14 protein-coding genes are annotated in these 18,905 nt (G+C 49.8%); 9 read left to right on the top strand and 5 right to left on the bottom strand.

Annotated elements, in window-relative coordinates; translation table 11 throughout:
* Positions 1-26: 26 nt before the first annotated feature.
* The 4 genes from PKOR_RS21140 to PKOR_RS21125 all read right to left on the bottom strand — a co-directional run bounded on the left by PKOR_RS21140 (position 27) and on the right by PKOR_RS21125 (position 4,124).
* Entirely contained in the window at positions 27-479 is a 453-nt protein-coding gene (locus PKOR_RS21140) for a DoxX family protein (protein ID WP_046313332.1), read from the bottom strand.
* Positions 480-678: 199 nt separating this feature from the next.
* Positions 679-2,379 carry a 2-succinyl-5-enolpyruvyl-6-hydroxy-3-cyclohexene-1-carboxylic-acid synthase gene (gene menD / locus PKOR_RS21135; protein WP_046313329.1) on the bottom strand — a complete coding sequence of 567 codons (1,701 nt, stop codon included), beginning with the start codon at positions 2,377-2,379 and terminating at the stop codon, positions 679-681.
* A gap of 116 nt (positions 2,380-2,495) precedes the next feature.
* Entirely contained in the window at positions 2,496-3,668 is a 1,173-nt protein-coding gene (locus PKOR_RS21130; protein WP_046313328.1) for an isochorismate synthase, read from the bottom strand.
* A gap of 36 nt (positions 3,669-3,704) precedes the next feature.
* Entirely contained in the window at positions 3,705-4,124 is a 420-nt protein-coding gene (locus PKOR_RS21125) for a PaaI family thioesterase (protein ID WP_046313326.1), read from the bottom strand.
* Between the two features lie 57 nt (positions 4,125-4,181).
* On the opposite strand from PKOR_RS21125, the gene PKOR_RS21120 reads away from it, so the two are divergent.
* From PKOR_RS21120 to PKOR_RS21110, 3 genes are all read left to right on the top strand, one after another.
* On the top strand, positions 4,182-4,823 hold the full coding sequence (locus PKOR_RS21120) for a histidine phosphatase family protein (protein WP_046313324.1): 642 nt from the start codon (positions 4,182-4,184) through the stop codon (positions 4,821-4,823).
* Between the two features lie 201 nt (positions 4,824-5,024).
* The gene (locus PKOR_RS21115; protein ID WP_046313323.1) at positions 5,025-6,716 is read left to right on the top strand and encodes a pyruvate dehydrogenase complex dihydrolipoamide acetyltransferase; all 1,692 of its coding nucleotides are present in this window, start codon (positions 5,025-5,027) and stop codon (positions 6,714-6,716) included.
* 263 nt (positions 6,717-6,979) lie between these two features.
* Positions 6,980-10,774 (top strand): T9SS type A sorting domain-containing protein, encoded by a 3,795-nt coding sequence (locus PKOR_RS21110; protein ID WP_046313322.1) that lies wholly within the window; start codon positions 6,980-6,982, stop codon positions 10,772-10,774.
* A 104-nt stretch (positions 10,775-10,878) separates the two neighbouring features.
* Here PKOR_RS21110 and PKOR_RS21105 read toward each other — a convergent pair whose 3' ends face one another.
* Entirely contained in the window at positions 10,879-13,467 is a 2,589-nt protein-coding gene (locus PKOR_RS21105) for a M1 family metallopeptidase (RefSeq protein ID WP_052739002.1), read from the bottom strand.
* A 309-nt stretch (positions 13,468-13,776) separates the two neighbouring features.
* Between PKOR_RS21105 and yjjX the strand changes: the two genes are divergently transcribed.
* The 6 genes from yjjX (at position 13,777) to PKOR_RS21075 (ending at position 18,866) form a co-directional block, all read left to right on the top strand.
* Positions 13,777-14,343, top strand: a complete 567-nt coding sequence (gene yjjX, locus PKOR_RS21100) for an inosine/xanthosine triphosphatase (RefSeq protein WP_046313320.1) — start codon at positions 13,777-13,779, stop codon at positions 14,341-14,343.
* A 7-nt stretch (positions 14,344-14,350) separates the two neighbouring features.
* Positions 14,351-15,079, top strand: a complete 729-nt coding sequence (gene pxpB / locus PKOR_RS21095) for a 5-oxoprolinase subunit PxpB (RefSeq protein ID WP_046313319.1) — start codon at positions 14,351-14,353, stop codon at positions 15,077-15,079.
* Complete coding sequence (locus tag PKOR_RS21090) at positions 15,076-16,089, top strand: 5-oxoprolinase subunit C family protein (protein WP_046313317.1); 1,014 nt, start codon at positions 15,076-15,078, stop codon at positions 16,087-16,089. The genes pxpB and PKOR_RS21090 overlap by 4 nt, the downstream gene beginning before the upstream one ends.
* Positions 16,086-16,847, top strand: coding sequence for a LamB/YcsF family protein (locus tag PKOR_RS21085; protein ID WP_046313314.1), 762 nt, complete (start codon positions 16,086-16,088; stop codon positions 16,845-16,847). Before PKOR_RS21090 ends, PKOR_RS21085 begins: the two co-directional genes overlap by 4 nt.
* A 7-nt stretch (positions 16,848-16,854) precedes the next feature.
* Entirely contained in the window at positions 16,855-18,039 is a 1,185-nt protein-coding gene (locus tag PKOR_RS21080; RefSeq protein ID WP_046313311.1) for an NRAMP family divalent metal transporter, read from the top strand.
* 80 nt (positions 18,040-18,119) lie between these two features.
* Positions 18,120-18,866 (top strand): Mut7-C RNAse domain-containing protein, encoded by a 747-nt coding sequence (locus PKOR_RS21075; RefSeq protein ID WP_046314729.1) that lies wholly within the window; start codon positions 18,120-18,122, stop codon positions 18,864-18,866.
* Positions 18,867-18,905: the final 39 nt, after the last annotated feature.

The raw sequence follows: 18,905 nt of genomic DNA, 5'->3' as shown, positions 1-18,905 counted from the left end.
TTGGCATTTTCTCGTAAGCTCTTGGTTTAAACTTCTGGCTTCTGCTGGCGCAGTACCTTGTTGTCTACAGAATAGCGGCCGGGGCCTACAATCATGAAGAACACCAGAAGAGCCAGCACGGCAACAGATAGCCAAAGTTCAGTGTTGCCCAGGTGCATACCGCGCTGTGGGTTTACAATCAGCACAGCCCCTAGTACAACCGGTATCTGGCAAAGTAAGGAAAGGCGTGTTAGCATACCTATGGCTATCATCATTCCGCCTACTATGTGCACGCCGCTGGTTAATACCGAGGCTTTCTTGATATCAATAAGCTCCTGGCTCTGACTGAAGATATAGAACACATCGCTCGTATGCTCCAGAAATAGGATACCTTTTATGAAGAGAAAGACACCTAAGGCAATTCGAAGGCCGTCCATCCAGATAGGGTTGCTAGCGCTGGTTTTGGGGGCAGAGTGGCTTAATTCGTGCGTAAGGTTCATGGTTCTACAGGTATAGGTGAAACATGTTTCTATTTATATATACGTTTGAGCCGCTCTTATCAGACACAAATTTTACCTGTTATTTGCCAGTTTACTAGTTCCTTGGATCCCCTGCTTCCTACTCTTGCTATAAAATGAAAAAGCCTCCTTTGCGTGCTTGCAAAGAAGGCCTTAAGACTATTTTGTAAGGATCCCGAAACTATAGCTGTAATTGCCTTACCGCCTTTCTGTACTGCTCGAAAGCCTCAGCATTAGCTGCACTGTTGGTGAAAATTTCCAGTATACCTGCCCCTGCATCAGCGGCAAAAAAAGCAGGTAAGGCCTGTTCCAGTTCTTGTAACGATTGGACAGATGTATAGCGCATGCCAAAGTCCTTGGCAGTATTCTCAGCATTCAAGGCTTGGTGCGTTTCAAAGTATGGTGCCAGCTCCGGTTGCTGCTTAGGGCCGTCTATCAACCTAAAAATACCCCCAGCATGGTTGTTGAGCAACACGATGCGAAGGTTTTGCGGCAGGTAGTTGTGCCATAGCGCATTGCGGTCGTAAAAGAATGCCAAGTCTCCGCTTAGAAGGGTGTTGATGTCGGTGCTTGCCAAGGCACAGCCAACAGTGGTGCTGGTGCTGCCATCAATGCCGCTGGTGCCGCGGTTAGCATAAACTTCTACTTGTTGTTTTGCCGAAAGCCCTATGATATTTGCATAGCGCACCGACATTGAGTTTGCCAGGTGCAGGTTGCTTTTAGAAGGCAAAGCCTGTAGCACCCGTGCCACCACAGGTAGCTCACTAAAGGCGGCTTCACTGGTATAGTTTTGAATAAAGCTTGCAGCTACATTATTTGCCTGCACCCAGGTATCAGCGAAATCACTTTCTGTTTTTACACTGCCAGCCATGCCTGCAAAAAAGCTTTGCGGTGAACAGCGAATAATCTTAGTAAGCGTTTGGAAAGTATCGGCCACCTGGCCAGCTGGCTGCAGGTGCCAGTGAGCCACAGGCTTATACTGGCGCAGGTACAGCTTCAGTGCCTTTGAGATACTAGACTTGCCAAAGGTAATAAGCAGGTCAGGCTGTAGCTTTGTTAGTTGCTCCATGTCAGGATTTGCAAAGATGATATCCTGGTAACGTACCACCTGTGGCAGCTCATAAGTATTGCTGATGAGGTCGCCAACCACCACAGCACCTGTTGATCGGGCAAAGGTATTCAGATTTTGAAGCAGTGCCTCCTGGCGCTGATCGTGGCCCGCCAATACTACTACTTTTTTATACTTCAGAATTTCCTGCTGCAGCTTTATTGCCTGTGCCTGGCCCAGTTCAAAGCTCTGCGGCTCCTCCTCAATTACCTTTACCTGTGCATCAAAATTCAGTTCCTCGCCTGGAGCAGGGTAGAAGGGCTCCCGTAGCGGCATGTTGATGTGTACCGGTCCGGCAGGAAAAGCTACTGCCTCGTTCAGCGCATCTGATACCATACGCTCACTGTGCCACACGGCATCAGGGTGAGAGAAGTCTACCGGAAAGCTGTGGCTTTGCTTTATATGCTGCCCAAAAACATTCTGCTGACGAATTGTCTGCCCATCCAACTGGTCGATCCACTCGGGTGGTCGGTCGGCTGTAAGTATAAGCAAAGGCACCTGCTGAAAATACGCTTCAGCCACAGCCGGCGCATAGTTTAAAGCTGCCGTGCCTGAGGTGCATACCAGCACAGTTGGTTTTCCTGTTTTAAGGGCAAGGCCTAGTGCTATAAAGGCTGCAGCTCGTTCATCGCTTATGGTTCGCACTGTAAGTTTTGGGTGGCGTGCGAAGGCAATCGTTAGCGGGGCACAGCGAGAACCCGGCGACAGCACTACCTGCTCCACACCCTTACGGGCACAAATCTCAGCAACATTAACAACAGGTTGTATGATCATGATGGTTGTATAACGGGTGGTTTAAAGAATGAGGATAGGCTGCTGTTTCTGCTAAGGTGAAGCATCGCTTGCTATTTAGCACTACCTCAGCTAATACGAAGTGTTAGCACATTTACTCACCCAAAAATAGAAAGTATCTCCCGCATGGTTTGCATTTTATGCTGTGTTTCCTGCCACTCTTTCTGTGGGTCGGAGGCTTCGGTTATACCGGCACCGGCATAAAGTATAGCCTCGTGCTCCAGCAGTTCCATGCAGCGCAGGTTTACGTACAGGTGTGTGCCGTTAGAGCCATTAACTGGCCCTAGATAGCCGCTGTAGTAGCTGCGGTTATAACCCTCGTGGGCAAGTATAAATTGTAGTGCAGGCTCCTTAGGCAGTCCGCAAACGGCTGAGGTAGGATGCAGCAGCTCCAGCATGTCTGTACCCAGGGTAGGGAAGTGCACATCCCTCAGATTTACCTTAAAATCGGTGCGCAGGTGCATCAGGTTTCCGGCAATTACTGTTCTGGGGCCTACCTCGTTGTAGTCGCGGAGGCGCAGCTTTTTAAAACAGCTCAGGATATATCGCTCTACCATGGCCTGCTCCTCAATTTCCTTCTGCCGCCAGATGGCATCGGCCACATTCTCAACAGCGGTTTGTGTGCCTGCCAGGGCCATAGTATGAAATACCTGTTGCTCATTTATGCTAACCAATATCTCAGGAGAGGCTCCCATCCAGGTACCAACTCCCGGTATTGAGACTAGCGATATAAAAGCTCTAGGGTAAGCGGCTGCCATAGACTTCAACGCGGCAATAGGGGAGAACTGGTCTGGCAACTGTATACGGTTGTTTCTGGATAGCACCACCTTTTCCATCTCTTCTGCCTGTATGGCTGCCACAGCCTTAGTTACGGCATCAATAAAACCTTGCTCCGTCTGGCAGGTGTGGTTTTCATCATCAGCGGAGGGATGCCAGCTATCGTTCTGTTGCTCCTGCTGTAGCAGCTTTAAGAAGCTGTCCAGTTGCTGTGCAGGTGCATCAGCTGCCGTTACCAAATCATCTCCGTCAAAGTATAAATCTCCTTTGATAAAGAGGTTTTGGTTCTGCCTGGAGGTCTGGAAAGGGCAAAAGAAAAAACCAAAAGGGCTTGTCTCGAGTTGTGGCTGCCCGGTTGTAAACTGTTTCCCCAGTTGTACGCATGCTTGTACGGTATCCGTATTGGGCAAGCGCCAGACAGCCACCGCCTTTTGCCCGGCGATGGCTGCCCTGAAAATATCCTGTAAAGTATACACGCGGGTATCTGTACCCATAATGTTATCTCCCGAGGCATGTGTAGCCTCAATAAGTTATTTTTTGTCGATTACGGCTACCGTCATGCGGCTGATGCACACCAAATCACCACCCTCGTTGGTAATTTTAATTTCCCACACCTGGGTACTGCGGCCTACATGAATAGGGGTAGCTTTGCCATAAACCCAGCCTTCGCGCGCACCGCGCAGGTGGTTGGCATTTATCTCTAAACCAACACAGGCTTTTTTTGTTAAATCTACCCGAAGAGCGGCTCCCAAACTTCCTAAAGATTCGGCCAGTACTACAGAAGCTCCGCCATGTAGCAGGCCCATAGGCTGGTGTGTGCGCTGGTCTACAGGCATTTTGCCGCAGATGTAGCCTTCGCTCACTTCAGTTATTTCAATGCCCAGGTGGTCGATCATGGTGTTTTTACACCACTGTTTTACCCGCTCTACCGTATCAGTATTTTTATCCATAAGCTGCGATGACTAAATTCGCGCTGATTAATATAAGAAGGCAAAAGTAGAAGAATTTTGAGTATTAAGAAAGTATACCTCATCCGCCACGGGCAAACCGACTACAACCTGCAGAGCATTGTGCAGGGCAGTGGTGTAGATGCACCTTTGAATGCCACAGGCCAGCGCCAGGCAGAGCTCTTTTATCAGAAGTATAAGGACGTTAAGTTCGACAAAGTTTATACTTCCACGCTGCAGCGCAGTATACAGTCGGTACAGCGGTTTATTGATCTGGGCATTCCGCACGAGAAACACGCCGGGCTAAACGAGATCAACTGGGGCACGCGCGAGGGCACCCGCATTACTCCGGAGGAGGATGCTTACTACCATGGCATACTGCAAACCTGGTGCGATGGCAACACAGGCATTTGCATTGAAGGTGGTGAGAGTCCGGATTTGGTATATGAGCGACAGAAGCCGTTTATAGACCTGATGCTGAGCAGGCCTGAGGAAGAAACCATTCTGGTTTGTATGCATGGCCGTGCGATGAGAATCTTACTGTGCCAGCTCTTGCGTTACCCGCTGCGTTGCATGGATGAGTTCCGCCATGAAAACCTGTGCCTCTACGAGCTGGACTACACCGGAAGCATGTTTGCGGTAAGGAAGTATTGCGATGTGGCGCACCTACAGGTGCCTGCCGAGGGAATAACGCAGAAGTAATATACTGAAGCTTTAGAAATTAAGCTTGATTGTGTAACTTGCTCCTCGGAGCTGTGGGGCGGATGATTTTAAGTTAAAATACCTGCTATCCAGGTAAAGCTTGCATTTGTCTGCGAACATAGTTTGAATAAAATATTTTTAAATCTAATTTTGGGGCGGATAATACAAGACCTATTGGGCGAATAAAACAACACGAAATTTATGGCTGAAGTTATAAGAATGCCCAAGATGAGCGACACGATGACGGAGGGGGTGATTGCATCTTGGTTGAAAAAAGAAGGCGATAAGGTGAGCTCCGGCGACATCCTGGCCGAAGTAGAGACCGATAAGGCTACTATGGAGCTGGAATCCTATGAAGATGGTACACTGCTGTACATCGGCCCTAAAAAGGGTGATGCTGTGCCGGTAGACGCTGTAATAGCGATTATTGGTAAAGAAGGCGAGGATATTTCAGGCCTGCTGAACGAGGTGAAAGGTGGCGGCGCACCAGCTGCTGCTAAAGAAGAGAAGCAGGAAGAGAAAAAGACTGAAACCAAGCCAGCCGCTGCTGCAGAGGAAGCGCCGGCAAACCCTGGAGTTGATGTAAGCAATATCAAGGCTTCTGTTATCCGCATGCCGAAAATGAGCGACACCATGACTGAAGGTGTACTTGTTAGCTGGCAGAAAAAAGAAGGTGATAAAGTGAAGTCTGGTGACATCCTGGCCGAGGTAGAAACTGATAAAGCTACCATGGAGCTGGAGTCTTACGAAGACGGAACGCTACTATACATTGGTGTTAAAGAAGGTGATTCTGTAGCTGTTGATGCCATCATTGCCATTATTGGTGAAGAGGGTGCAGACTACAAGGCGCTTCTGAACGCTGCTTCTTCTAACAGAGAAGATCGTGAAGAGAACGCTAAAACTGACGAGGCTGTACAGGCTGGAGTAGATGCTGCCACTTCTGATAAAGTACAGGAGACTGAAGTACCTGGACCAGGAGCTGTTGAGCAAGGTGCTGCCGATACTTCTGAGAATGGCCGTATCAAGGCTTCTCCTTTGGCGAAGCGTGTTGCTAAGGAAAAAGGCTATAGTTTATCTCAAATAAAAGGAACCGGAGAGGGTGGCCGTATCGTGCTGCGCGATGTGGAGAGCTTTACGCCATCCGCTGCGCCACAAAAAGCTGCTGCTCCTCAAACTACAGCTGCGCCTTCAGCTATACCTGGTGCACCGGGCGAGTCTTACGAGGAAGTGAATGTATCGCAGATGCGCAAGGTAATTGCACGTCGTCTTGCTGAAAGCAAGTTTTCTGCGCCGCACTTCTACCTGACCATGGAGATCGATATGGACAAAGCCATGGAGGCACGTGCCAGCATCAACGAGGTTTCTCCGGTGAAGATATCGTTCAACGACCTGGTGATCAAAGCTGCAGCTGCTGCACTTCGTCAGCACCCTGCAGTTAACTCATCCTGGTTAGGCGATAAGATTCGTTACAACAAGCACATCAATATTGGTGTAGCAGTAGCGGTAGAAGAAGGCCTGTTGGTACCAGTGGTTCGCAATGCTGACTATAAGTCGCTTTCTGCTATCTCTGCAGAGGTGAAAGAGCTTGGTGGCAAAGCGAAGAACAAGAAGCTTCAGCCTTCAGAGTGGGAAGGAAATACCTTCACCATCTCTAACCTGGGTATGTTCGGTATCGAGGAGTTCACAGCCATCATCAACCCACCAGATGCTTGCATCATGGCCGTTGGTGGCATTAAGCAAGTGCCGGTTGTGAAAAATGGTAACATCCAGATCGGAAACGTGATGAAAGTTACCTTGTCTTGCGACCACCGCGTAGTTGACGGTGCTGTGGGATCTGCCTTCCTGCAGACGTTCAAGAACCTGTTGGAAAACCCGGTAAGAATCCTGGTGTAATCCATCAAGCATAAAATAAAAAAAGCCTCTCTGGAAACAGAGGGGCTTTTTTTATTGTCGGATGTTACAGTTGCAAAACGTTGTACTTATTAGCCACGTTAACTACTTCTTAATAAAAAGGAAACATAAGTTGCTGTGACTAAATAGCTTAGTTGTAGTACATTTGCCTGTAAGGTACTATAGCGGGCTGTGATAGGATGCGATAAAGGGAGCTATAGTGCATGAGCTTGATACCGATTGTTAATCCTAATAAATCCTGTCGCATGAAACACTTTTTACAGAGGTTGCAGCTTTTGTGCCTGCTTGCCTGTTTATGCTGCACAACAACCGCCACAGCGCAGAGCGTTTTTATCAACGAAATCCACTACGATAATGCCAGTACCGATGTAAACGAAGCCATCGAGATCATGGGGCCTGCGGGTACCGACCTCACAGGCTGGAGCCTGGTGCTGTACAACGGCAGTAATGGAAGCGTTTACAACACCAATAGTCTATCAGGCGAAATCCCTGGGGACGGGGTGCATTACCATGGCTTTGTGGTGGTAAATTATCCCAGCAATGGCATCCAGAATGGCTCTCCTGATGGTATAGCCTTGGTTAATGGCGCTGGCGAAGTGGTTCAGTTCTTAAGCTACGAAGGCACCATGACAGCCATTGGAGGACCTGCCGATGGTATGACGAGCCAGGACATAGGTGTTAGCGAGACTGGAACCGAGCCTGAGAATTTTTCCCTTCAGCTGGCAGGTGGGGGTGGTGAGTACCCTGACTTCACCTGGGAGGCTGCTTCAGAGAGTACTTTTGGAGGGGCAAACACTAACCAAATTCTCCCGTTAGGCGGTGACACAGATCCCGACCCGGAGCCTGAGCCGGAACCTCAGCCATCTACCACCATTGTTTTCATCAACGAAATACACTATGATAATGCCAGCACCGATACAGGTGAAGGCGTGGAAATAGCTGGCCTGGCGGGTACTGACCTGAGCGGCTGGCAGCTGATTGGCTACAATGGTAACAACGGTGCCAGCTACTCAACCACTAACCTTAGCGGAATCATACCTGCACAACAGTCAGGTTTCGGAACTGTGTTTTTCCCGATAGCGGGTCTCCAAAACGGTTCTCCCGATGGTATAGCACTTGTTGATGCAGCTGGTGAAGTAGTGCAGTTCCTGAGCTATGAAGGTGCCTTTTCAGCTGTTGGTGGTCCTGCCGATGGCATGATGAGCACCGATATTGAGGTGGCACAACCTTCAGATTCTCCTGTAGGCTACTCGTTGCAGCTAACTGGTGCCGGCTCTGCCTATGCTGACTTTACCTGGGCTCCGAGCAGTGCCTCTACTTACGGTGCCGTTAATACCGGCCAGACTTTCCTGCCGTTGCAGGATGTAGTGTTCATCAATGAAATTCACTACGATAATGATGGTACGGACGCTAACGAAGGAGTAGAGGTTGCTGGCAACGCCGGTGCCGATCTAAGTGGTTGGCAGTTGGTAGCCTACAACGGCAACGGAGGTGGTGTGTATGCCACTATTAACATGAGCGGTATCATCCCAAATCAGGACAATGGTTACGGAGCGATTTTCTTCCCGGTAAATGGTTTGCAAAATGGTGCTCCGGATGGTCTGGCGCTGGTAAACCCTGATGGGGAAGTGGTAGAGTTCCTGAGCTACGAAGGAGCCATGATTGCTACTGCAGGACCTGCTAACGGTCTTACCAGCGAAGCTATCGGGGTAACAGAGGGATCTTCAACGCCGGTTAACTTTTCCTTGCAGCTAACAGGTACCGGAACAGCATACAGGGACTTTACCTGGAGCGGACCTATCGCCAGCACATACAATGCAATAAATACAGGCCAAAGCTTTGGCGGTGGCACCAGTAACCCAGACCCGGAAGAACCGCAGGAGGGAAGCATAGCTGAGGCCAGAACATTACCTGTGGGCACAGCTGTAACTGTAAGTGGTGTACTTACAGCTACAGACCAGTTCGGAGGCCCAGCTTACTTGCAAGATGAAACAGGAGGTATAGCCGTATATGACCAGCAGGTACATGCACCAGACGCCTTTGCTATTGGCGATTCTATCCAGATAACAGCAACAGTAGAACTGTTCAACCAAATGCCGGAGCTGGTAAACGTAACGGAGCTGGAGAACTTTGGCCCAGCATCAGCACCAATCGAACCAGTTGTGACAAGTATAGCAGCGCTTGGTCAGCTAGAGGGAAGGCTGATAACTATACCTGACGCTTCTTTTGTAGACACAGATGGCCTGCTTTTCCCGGAGAGTAATTACCAGATTACAGATGCTACAGGTACACTGGCGCTGCGCATCGATGCAGAAGATCTTGTTGGCCGTCTGAAACCACAGGAGCCTGTAACAATAACAGGTGTTTTGAGCAGCTTTAGAGGAAGCCTGCAGTTGTTGCCGCGTTTCCAGAGCGACCTGCCAGGCACAGAGTCGTACGAACCAGCCGGCAGCGACATTCCAATTTCAACAACTTTGGATGTAATGACCTGGAACATGGAGTTCTTTGGTGCCACACAGCCAGATTTTGGCCCGAACAATGAGGAACTTCAATTACAGAATGCTGCCAGGTTGTTAGACAGTGTACGCGCTGACATTATTGCCGTGCAGGAGGTGTCGGACGAAAACCAGTTGCAGCAGTTGGTAGATATGCTTCCTGGCTATGCCAGAATTTGCTCTGATCGTTACTCCTACTCTTTCAACGGGCCTGACCCGAGCTTCCCGGCGCAGAAGCTGTGCTTTATTTATAATACAGAAGTCATTTCGGTGGTAGATGACCGTGTAATTTTTGAGGAGCTTTATGATGCTGCCCGTGCCGGACAGACTGATCTTTTAAACAACTATCCTTCAGGAGACGCTTCTTCCTTCTGGTCGAGCGGTAGGCTGCCTTATATGTTAACTGTGGATGCTACAGTGGAGGGGGTAACCGAGCGCATACACCTGATCAACATCCATGCTAAGTCTGGCTCAGGCTTCTCTGATTTGTCTCGCCGCGCTTATGATGTACAGGCTCTGAAGGATACACTGGATCAGTATTACCCTAACGCTAACCTTATACTGCTGGGCGATTATAATGACGATGTGGATGCCTCAATAGGAAGCGGCGAAACAGCTTACCAGCTATTTATGCAGGCGGAGGATTATGATGTACTGTCTTACAGCTTGAGTGCTGCAGGTATGCGCTCATACATTACGCAGGACAATGTGATAGACCATATTACCATCAGCAATGAGTTGTTTGATGAGTACCTGCCTGGTTCAGAAGCACTGGTGATACCATTTAACTACATCACTAATTATGTAAACACTACCTCCGATCACTTACCGGTGGTAGCTCGTTTCGAACTGACACCATTGGCGGTGGATGCAGGTAATGCGCAGACAGTATACTTTGGTTATGCGCCACAAGCTTGTGCTACGCTTACGGCAAGTACAGCCACAGGTGGTTCCGGAGTTTATACCTATACCTGGAGCAACGGACAAACTGGCCAGCGCATACAGGTTTGCCCAGAGGAGACGACAGTATACACTGTTACTGTTACTGACTCGGAAGGCCGTACTATTACTGATACTGTGCAGGTTTGTGTGGTAAACGTTAGCTGCACAAAAGGAAACGGAGAAGAGAAAGTGGAGATCTGCCACAGCACATCAGGTAAAAAGAACCAGACAATATGCGTGCCTGTGCATGCTGTAGAAGGATTCCTGCAGCGCGGAGCTACTTTTGGTAGCTGCGGCACGAGCACTTCCTGCGACGCCGAGACGCCTGAACCTGTAGCTACTGCTGCTCCAGAAGCAAGCTTGAGTGCTTACCCGAACCCAGTGCAGGACTATGTGGAGGTGCGTCTGGAAGGTGCTGAAGAAGGCGAGTTACAGGTGGTACTGTATGACAAAGTAGGCAACAGTATTTACAGCGGTAAACTACAAGCCCGCAACGGAAGTGCTAGACTAGACCTGCGTGGCAAAGAACTGAAGTCTGGTACTTACTACCTGAAAGTGGTAAGTCAGCAAACTACACAAACAGTAAGGATGATCAAAGAATAAGCTTACTATATCTCCAATAAAAAAGCGGAGGCCACATTTGGCTTCCGCTTTTTGTTTTTACTCCCTAATAGCTTTATAGGACCGAATATTTAGGCTCCTTTTGACTATTGCTTTACCAGCTTCTCAGCCCGGAAAAGATTATCCGCAGCCTGTAAAATTTTAGCTTTTAGCTTCGGGTTATAATGGGGGTGTGCAGCCAGAAAATCACGAACAACGTTGGCTGCTTCTGGTGTTTGGTAAGAGCCAAAGGTGGCACGAAGCCAATTAAATGGAAAGAAGATATCGCCAGTGCGCTGAATCTCCTCCAAAAGCTCCAGGCTCTGAGGCAAATACTTCTCAGACGTCTTGGCACGCAGTGGGTGGTGTAGGTATCCTAAAGCAGATGCTACCCAAGCTTCTTTCTCACGGTTCTCTGCCTCTTTTAGAGAGGCGAAGAAAGCATTTCGAACCTGCACATCAGATGACAGAGCCGGCATCATAAACTCCAGACGGTTTTTGCGGTCCGGGTTCTGTATGCGAGCCAATTGCTGCTGCAGTATGTTTTGGTCCGGGTAATCGCGCACAGCCAGTGCAAGCGCCAGCGAAGTATAATCATCCTCATTTAGCTTCACGCCCGCCGGAGGAGTCTGCTTTTGCCATACCTGGTATAGCCTCTCTTGCGCTGGCTTAGTAAGGGCTATACTTTGATAGGTCTTGAACAGCAACTTTTTTACGTTTGTTGCCTGGTTCTGCTCCAGTGCCTGCCACAGGTTTTGCTCCAGCTGTGCAGCATATTGCTGGCGCTGTGCAGGGTTTAGCAGTACCCAGAAAATATCGTTCAGTTGCCCGGTTAGTAGCTTAACGTTTAGCTCTTCCTGCTCCTGCGTAAGCCCTTTCTGGTAAAAATTGAGAAGTTGCTCCGGTGTTTGGCTGCGCCCGTTCAGCATATTCTCGTAGAGATTTATGTAGGCTGAGGCACGCTGTACAGGGTCTTGCAAAGTATACAGCCGCTGCAGCATCGCCTCCTCCACTGGAAACACTCCGTAGCCCTGCCCCGTGGAGTTGAACAGTATAAACTGCGGCACCTGTTTACCTTCTGCGGCATCTATTAGCACCTCACTTTTCGTCATGTCTACTGTCAATTCCTCCAACCGGTCCGGGTACACCAAAGCTAGCTCGAAAAACTGTGGCCATACTCTGTCAGAGCCATCTTCTCCTTTCTGTGATACCCGCAGCTGCGTTATCTTGCCATTGCTGGTTTTTAGCTCATGCGTAAATACCGGGCGCCCTGGTTCGTTCACCCACACCTGGTTCCACTGCGCCAGGTCGGCTGGAGTGCGGGCATCCAGAAGGCTGATAAGGTCTGGCCAGGTGGCGTTTTGGTAGGCGTAGGTTTTAAGGTATTCCTGTAATCCTTTTCGCAGCTCTTCTTCCCCCATCAGGCGCTCCAACTGGCGCATCATAATGGGGGCTTTGTGGTAAATGATGCTGCCATAAAGAGAACCGGCATCCTGCAGGTTGTCCAGGGGCTGGCGTATTGGATTGGCTCCTGTGGTACGGTCGATGCTGTAAGCGGCAGGAAAGTGGTCCACCAGAAACTTCATGTCATAATTGGTGTTCTCCAGTGCCACCTGTGTTACCTTGTCGGCCATAAAGTTGGCAAACACCTCCTTCATCCACACATCATCAAACCACTGCATGGTCACCAGGTCTCCGAACCACATGTGCGCCGTTTCGTGTGCAATCAGGTTAGAGCGGGAGATTTTCTGGTCTTTGGTAGCCCCTTCATCTAAAAAGAGTGTAGAGGCCTTATACTGTATCGCGCCCACGTGCTCCATACCGCCATACTGAAAATCTGGTATCGCTACAAAGTCAAACTTCTGGAAAGGGTAGGGAATCTGGGTATAATCTTCCAAAAAAGTCAAAGCATCGCTGTGAAGCTGGAAGATCGGATTCATACTTTCGCGTATCTTGGCTGTATCAGTTTCGCGGTGGTAGAAGTTCATGGTCCTGCCCTTCATGTCGCGCTGTACGTGCTTGAACTTACCTGCCGCAAAAGAAAAGAGATAAGTCGGGATGGTGTCCGAGGTAGCGAAAGTATAGCTTTTGCTGTTTTCGGAAAGAGTGGAATCTACCAGGGTGCCATTTGCCAGCGCATTCCAGTCTTTGGGTAATGTCAGGCTGAGTTTGAAAGTAGCCTTTAGGTTTGGCTGGTCAAATACAGGTAGTACAGTACGGGCACGGTCGGGCACCAGCAAAGTATACAGGTATTCCTGGTTACGGTTCAGCGACAAGTCTCCGGCAATGAAGTTTATCTTTACTTCGTTTTCGCCCACCTTCAGGTTTTTTGCCGGAAGTATGATGTGTTCATTTTCTAGTTTTGCGGTCAATTGCGCACCATTCACCCATACTTCTTTCAGGTGGTCAGGGACCTCTTTAAAGTCGAGTTGCAGTGGCTTGCTGTTGTCGGATAGCCTGAACGTAATCGTCTCACTACCGATAATTGGTTGCTGTTTCTCCTGCGGTATCTGCAGGCTGATGTTGTAGGCAATTTGGCTTAGCACCTGCTTGCGGTAGTCTGCCAGTTCTTTAGATACACCGGTTTCAACAGGTAAGGCATTAGAGCTTGCACGGGTGCTGCTACAGGAAGTTATTTCGCCGGCTCCTATCAAAGCTATGCCGGCTATCAATATGTTTCTGTTTATTTTCTTCATACTTCCCAAATATAACAAAAGCCTGCTGCTTGTCTGACGGAAGTGATGAGTATTGCCTCCTGATTAGGGCTTCTGCAGAGAATTTCTTTTCTTTAAGATGCTTTAGAGCGTGGAGGTGCAGGCTTTAGCTGCCATTGTAGTTTTGGCAATGTAAAGACTGTCTCCTTATCGGGGAACAACCGAAGGTTTAGTCTCTGCATAACGCTAATCATTATCCTGCTATGCTGCAGATGGCAGGAAGTCAAATTTAGTTCACCTTTCTGTAAAGGATAAAAAGCTCTGAAGTGAGCGTTGAAATATACTTAGATCATGAATACCTCATCACGTAAAGTAGTTATTGCCTCTAAAAACCCGGTAAAGATTAATGCAGCACTGGATGGCTTGCAGCGTATGTTTCCGGAGGCGGAGTTTATACCTGAACCAGCTAATGTTGCCTCTGGCGTAGCTGACCAACCCATGTCAGACCAGGAGACGCTGCAGGGAGCACTGAATCGTGTTGCCAAGGCTAAGGCTGCGTACCCTGATGCTGATTATTGGGTGGGAATAGAAGGTGGAGTAGAGGCCACAAACGGAGAGTTGGCAGCTTTTGCATGGGTTGTGGTGCAGGACCGGGAGCAGTTGGGCAAAGCTCGCTCCGGAGCTTTCTTTCTGCCAAAGGCGGTGCAGCAACTCGTAGAGCAGGGGATAGAGTTAGGTGAGGCTGACGACCAGGTGTTTGGCCACTCTAACTCCAAGCAAAAAGGGGGTGCCATCGGCATCCTGACGCAGAACGTGCTGGACAGACGCGAACTGTATGAACAGGCAGTGGTACTGGCACTGGTTCCGTTCCGTAACAAAGAACTGTATCTGAACCCACCACTGAAGCAGCAAGTATAACCGGGGTATGCCTGACATCACACAAAACCCGCCACTTCTCCTGTGCCCGCTAGGTGACAGCGCCGTGGAGCTGCAGTTAGGAGATGAGATCGATATAAAGACCCACCACCGCCTACAAGCTGTGGCTCAAGTTCTGGAGCAGCATCCTTTTAAAGGTATGGTAGAGTTTGTACCTGCCTTCACCACTCTCACTGTTTATTACGACCCTTGGGTACTGAGCCAGCAGGGTAAACTGGATGCTTACAGTGAAGTGGTGCGGCAACTGGAGGTGCTGGTTGAGCAGGCAGAGGAAATAAATCCTGAACCTGCCAAGGTAGTGGAGGTGCCGGTGGTGTATGGTGGTACGTATGGCCCCGATCTACAGGATGTGGCAGCGCATAATGGCTTAAGTTCAGAGGAAGTTATTCGCATCCACAGCAGTGGAACTTACCTGGTGCACATGATCGGCTTTGCTCCTGGCTTTCCGTACCTGGGTGGCATGGACAGTAGAATTGCGACTCCACGAAAAGCAAACCCGAGAGCAAGTATACCTACCGGTAGCGTAGGCATTGCAGGAGCACAAACAGGTGTATATCCCATCAGTACCCCCGGTGGCTGGCAACTTATTGGTCGTACCCCGCTGCTGCTTTTCAACCCAAACCGCGAGGAGCCAAGCTTGCTGCATGCAGGTGACGAGGTGCGCTTCGTGCCGATAAGCGAGGAGCAGTACCTGGCCCGGAAGGAGGAGCAGGTATGAGTATAAGGATACAGAAGTCGGGCTTGCTTACAACTGTACAAGACCTGGGCCGCTACGGCCATCAAAAGCAGGGTGTGGTGGTTGGTGGCGCTATGGATAAACTTGCGCTGCGCATAGCCAACCTGCTGGTCGGAAATGAGGAAGATGCTGCCGTACTTGAAATTTCAATGCAAGGGCCGGAGCTGCAGTTTGAGACTGACTGTATCATAGCCCTGGCTGGAGCTGACCTATCCCCAAGTATAAATAACGAACCCGTACGCCCTTGGAGACCTATATTGGTGAAGGCTGGTAGTGTGCTCCGCTATGGCAGACCGCAGCAGGGAAATTATTCTTACCTGGCAGTTGCCGGAGGTATAGCGGCATCGGTAATAATGGGCAGTAGCTCAACGTATCTGCGTGCCCAAATTGGTGGCTTGGAGGGTAGAGCCTTGCGTAGCGGAGATAAGCTAGGCTTTGGTGAAACAAGTGATATCAGTAAGCGACTGTTGAGTACACTGTTGCTGCAGACAGGGAAAGAAGGGACATTTACAGAGGCTTTGTGGTGGCCCGAGCCGGAGCTGCTACCTAAGTATGAACAAAGTCCGACGCTTCGTGCGGTGCAGGGGCTGGAGTATTACTGGTTTGCTGAGAACAGCCAGAGCTACATCTGGGAGCAAAAGTATAAACTCACCCATCAGTCAGACAGGATGGGTTACCGCCTGCAGGGGACTATGCTGGCACTGGCAGAGGAAAGGGAGTTGCTGTCTACGGCGGTAAGTTTCGGAACGGTGCAGGTGCCGCCTCAAGGTAACCCGATCATCCTCATGGCTGATTGCCAAACCACCGGAGGTTACCCACGCATTGCCCAGGTTATATTGGCCGATCTTTCGAAGCTGGCACAGGTGCAACCCGGCAGCATCATTCGATTTGAAGAGGTAAGCCTGGAAGAGGCACACCAGTTATACTATCAACAGGAAAAACAGGTGCTTGCGCTGAAGCAGGCTATCCATTATAAGCTTAACCAAGTATGAATCAACTTTACGTTGACCTGAACTGCGACATGGGCGAGAGCTTTGGGGCGTGGCATATGGGCAATGACAGCGAGCTGCTGCAGCATGTGAGCTCAGCTAATATTGCCTGTGGTTACCATGCCGGTGATCCTGCCACTATGAAAAAGACCCTGCGGCTGGCACTGGAAAGAGGCGTGGCTGTTGGCGCCCACCCCGGCTTGCCTGATCTGACAGGTTTCGGAAGAAGAGAGATGGCTGTGTCTGCAGAGGAAGTGTATGATATGGTGGTATACCAGGTTGGCGCCTTGGCAGGTTTTGCCAAAGCCGAGGGAGCAGTGCTGCACCATGTTAAACCGCACGGAGCACTTTATAATATGGCAGCCACGAATCAGCAACTGGCAGCGGCCATTGCCGAAGCTGTATCTAAAGTCGGGTCTGAGCTTATACTTTACGGACTTGCCGGTAGCGAACTTATTCGTGCCGGAGAAAAGTATGGCCTTAGAACAGCCAGCGAAGTTTTTGCCGATCGCACCTATCAGCAGGATGGCACCCTTACCGCTCGTCTGCAACCCGACGCACTTATTTCGGACCATGAGGTGGCGGTGCAGCAGGTATTACGCATGGTAAAAGAAGGCAAGGTGGTATCGCTGCAAGGAGCAGAAGTGGCGATAAAAGCGGAGACAATCTGTATCCACGGGGACGGCCCGCAAGCGCTTCCCTTTGCTCAACTCATCCGTGAGCGCCTCACCGCCGAAGGAATCACCCTTACAGCACCCTAAATCCACTATGAAAAAAAACTGGAGCGTACTATTAGGTGCGGCCTTTTTGATGGCTACTTCTGCCGTTGGTCCCGGCTTCCTAACACAGACCACTGTATTTACGCAGCAGTTGGCGGCCAGCTTTGGCTTTGTTATACTCACCTCCATCATACTAGACATAGGGGTGCAGCTGAATGTGTGGCGGGTAATTGCGGTATCGGAAAAGCGGGCGCAGGATATCGCCAACATGGTACTTCCGGGTCTGGGAGCCTTTATCTCCCTCCTGATCGTGCTAGGAGGTTTGGCTTTTAATATTGGTAATGTTGGCGGTGCCGGACTAGGCTTTAACGTGCTGCTGGGAATTTCTTCAGAGACAGGAGCTATGATAGCTGCCGCTGCTGCGATTGCTGTTTTCCTGGTACGAGAAGCTGGTAAGCTAATGGATCGCTTCGCCCAGGTAATGGGCTTTCTGATGATCCTGTTAATAGTATATGTAGCCGTTACTTCTGCTCCGCCTGTAGGAGATGCCCTTGCTAAAACCTTTTCACCGGACGAGGTAGATGTGCTGGCCATCGTGACCTTAGTAGGTGGCACGGTGGGTGGCTATATTACGTTTGCAGGCGGTCACCGTTTGCTGGATGCAGGTGTGAAAGGAAAGGAGTCGCTGGGGCAGGTAAATACCAGTGCGGTGTCAGGCATAACGGTAGCTTCGCTTATCAGGATCTTTCTTTTTCTGGCAGCCCTGGGGGTAGTAAGTAAAGGATTGGTGTTAGATGCTGCCAACCCGCCAGCCTCTGTGTTCAGGCTATCGGCTGGAGAAGTAGGGTACAAGCTCTTTGGCATTGTGATGCTTTCGGCAGCGGTTACCTCTGTTATTGGCTCGGCTTATACCTCCGTATCCTTCATCAAATCCTTTAGTAGCACCATCCGCAAGTATGAGAATTGGGTGATCATTGGATTTATAGTTGTGTCCACAGCTGTTTTCGTAACCATAGGCCAGCCGGTGCGCCTGCTTATACTTGCCGGTTCCTTAAATGGTCTTATTCTGCCCATCTCTTTGGGTACTATGCTCTTTGCAGCCTACCGTCCTGCCATTGTTGGCCAGTACCGGCACCCAGTACTGCTTACTATTTTCGGAGTAGTGGTAGTGCTGGTGATGGCTTATCTTGGTGGCTACACGCTAATGCAACAGCTCCCGAAACTTTTTAGCTAAATCTCTACTGCCCGCAGGTTGTTTCAGTGCCTTTTGCCTTCTGGCACCATCGGCTGATTTTCCCTCTCGTAGTAGAGGGTATGAATCCGCAAGCAGCTACGTTCAGGTTTTATGGTGCACTAAATGATTTTCTGCACAAGCGCCAGAAGGGGCATGCTATTAACTACTCTTTTAAAGGATCTCCTGCCATAAAAGATGCTATTGAGGCGATAGGCGTTCCGCACCCGGAGGTAGATGTGGTGCTTGTTAATCAAAGTAAGGTTTTATTCAGCTACACACTACAGGCAGGTGATGTGGTGGAAATATTCCCGGTGCAGGCAGAGCGGGAGTGGCCAACGGGCTATGTTTCTGAGGAGCAGAATCCGCCGCCCCACCGCTTTGTTTTGGATGTGCACCTGGGAACGCTCGCCAAAAGCTTGCGCATGCTGGGTTTTGACACTTTTTACAAGACAGACCTTTCTGATAGCGAAATTGCCAGAATTGCTGCTGAGGAGAAACGGGTAGTACTGACACGCGACGTAGGGTTGCTAAAGCAGAAAAGTATAAGGTGGGGCTATTGGCTACGCTCCCAGCATACAGAAGAGCAGCTGGAGGAGGTAGTGCAGCGCTATAAACTCCAACATAGTTTTAACCCGCTTGTGCTGTGCCTGGTGTGTAATGTGCGGGTTGAGGAGGTGCCAAAGCAGGAAGTACTCGAGGAGCTGCCTCCCAAAACCAGGTTATACTTTAACGAGTTCTACCGCTGCCCTTCTTGCTGCCGTGTTTACTGGAAAGGTTCTCATTATGAGCGGATGCAGCTGTTTGTAGCAAAGGTGCAGAGAATGTAAGAACCAGGTTAAAGCTGTTGTAACTAATCAATGAGGTAA

This window comes from Pontibacter korlensis (assembly GCF_000973725.1).
GTDB classification, from domain to species: Bacteria; Bacteroidota; Bacteroidia; order Cytophagales; family Hymenobacteraceae; genus Pontibacter; species Pontibacter korlensis.
Note: the sequence above shows the minus strand (reverse complement) of the source record. Positions and strands in the feature narration are given on the sequence as shown.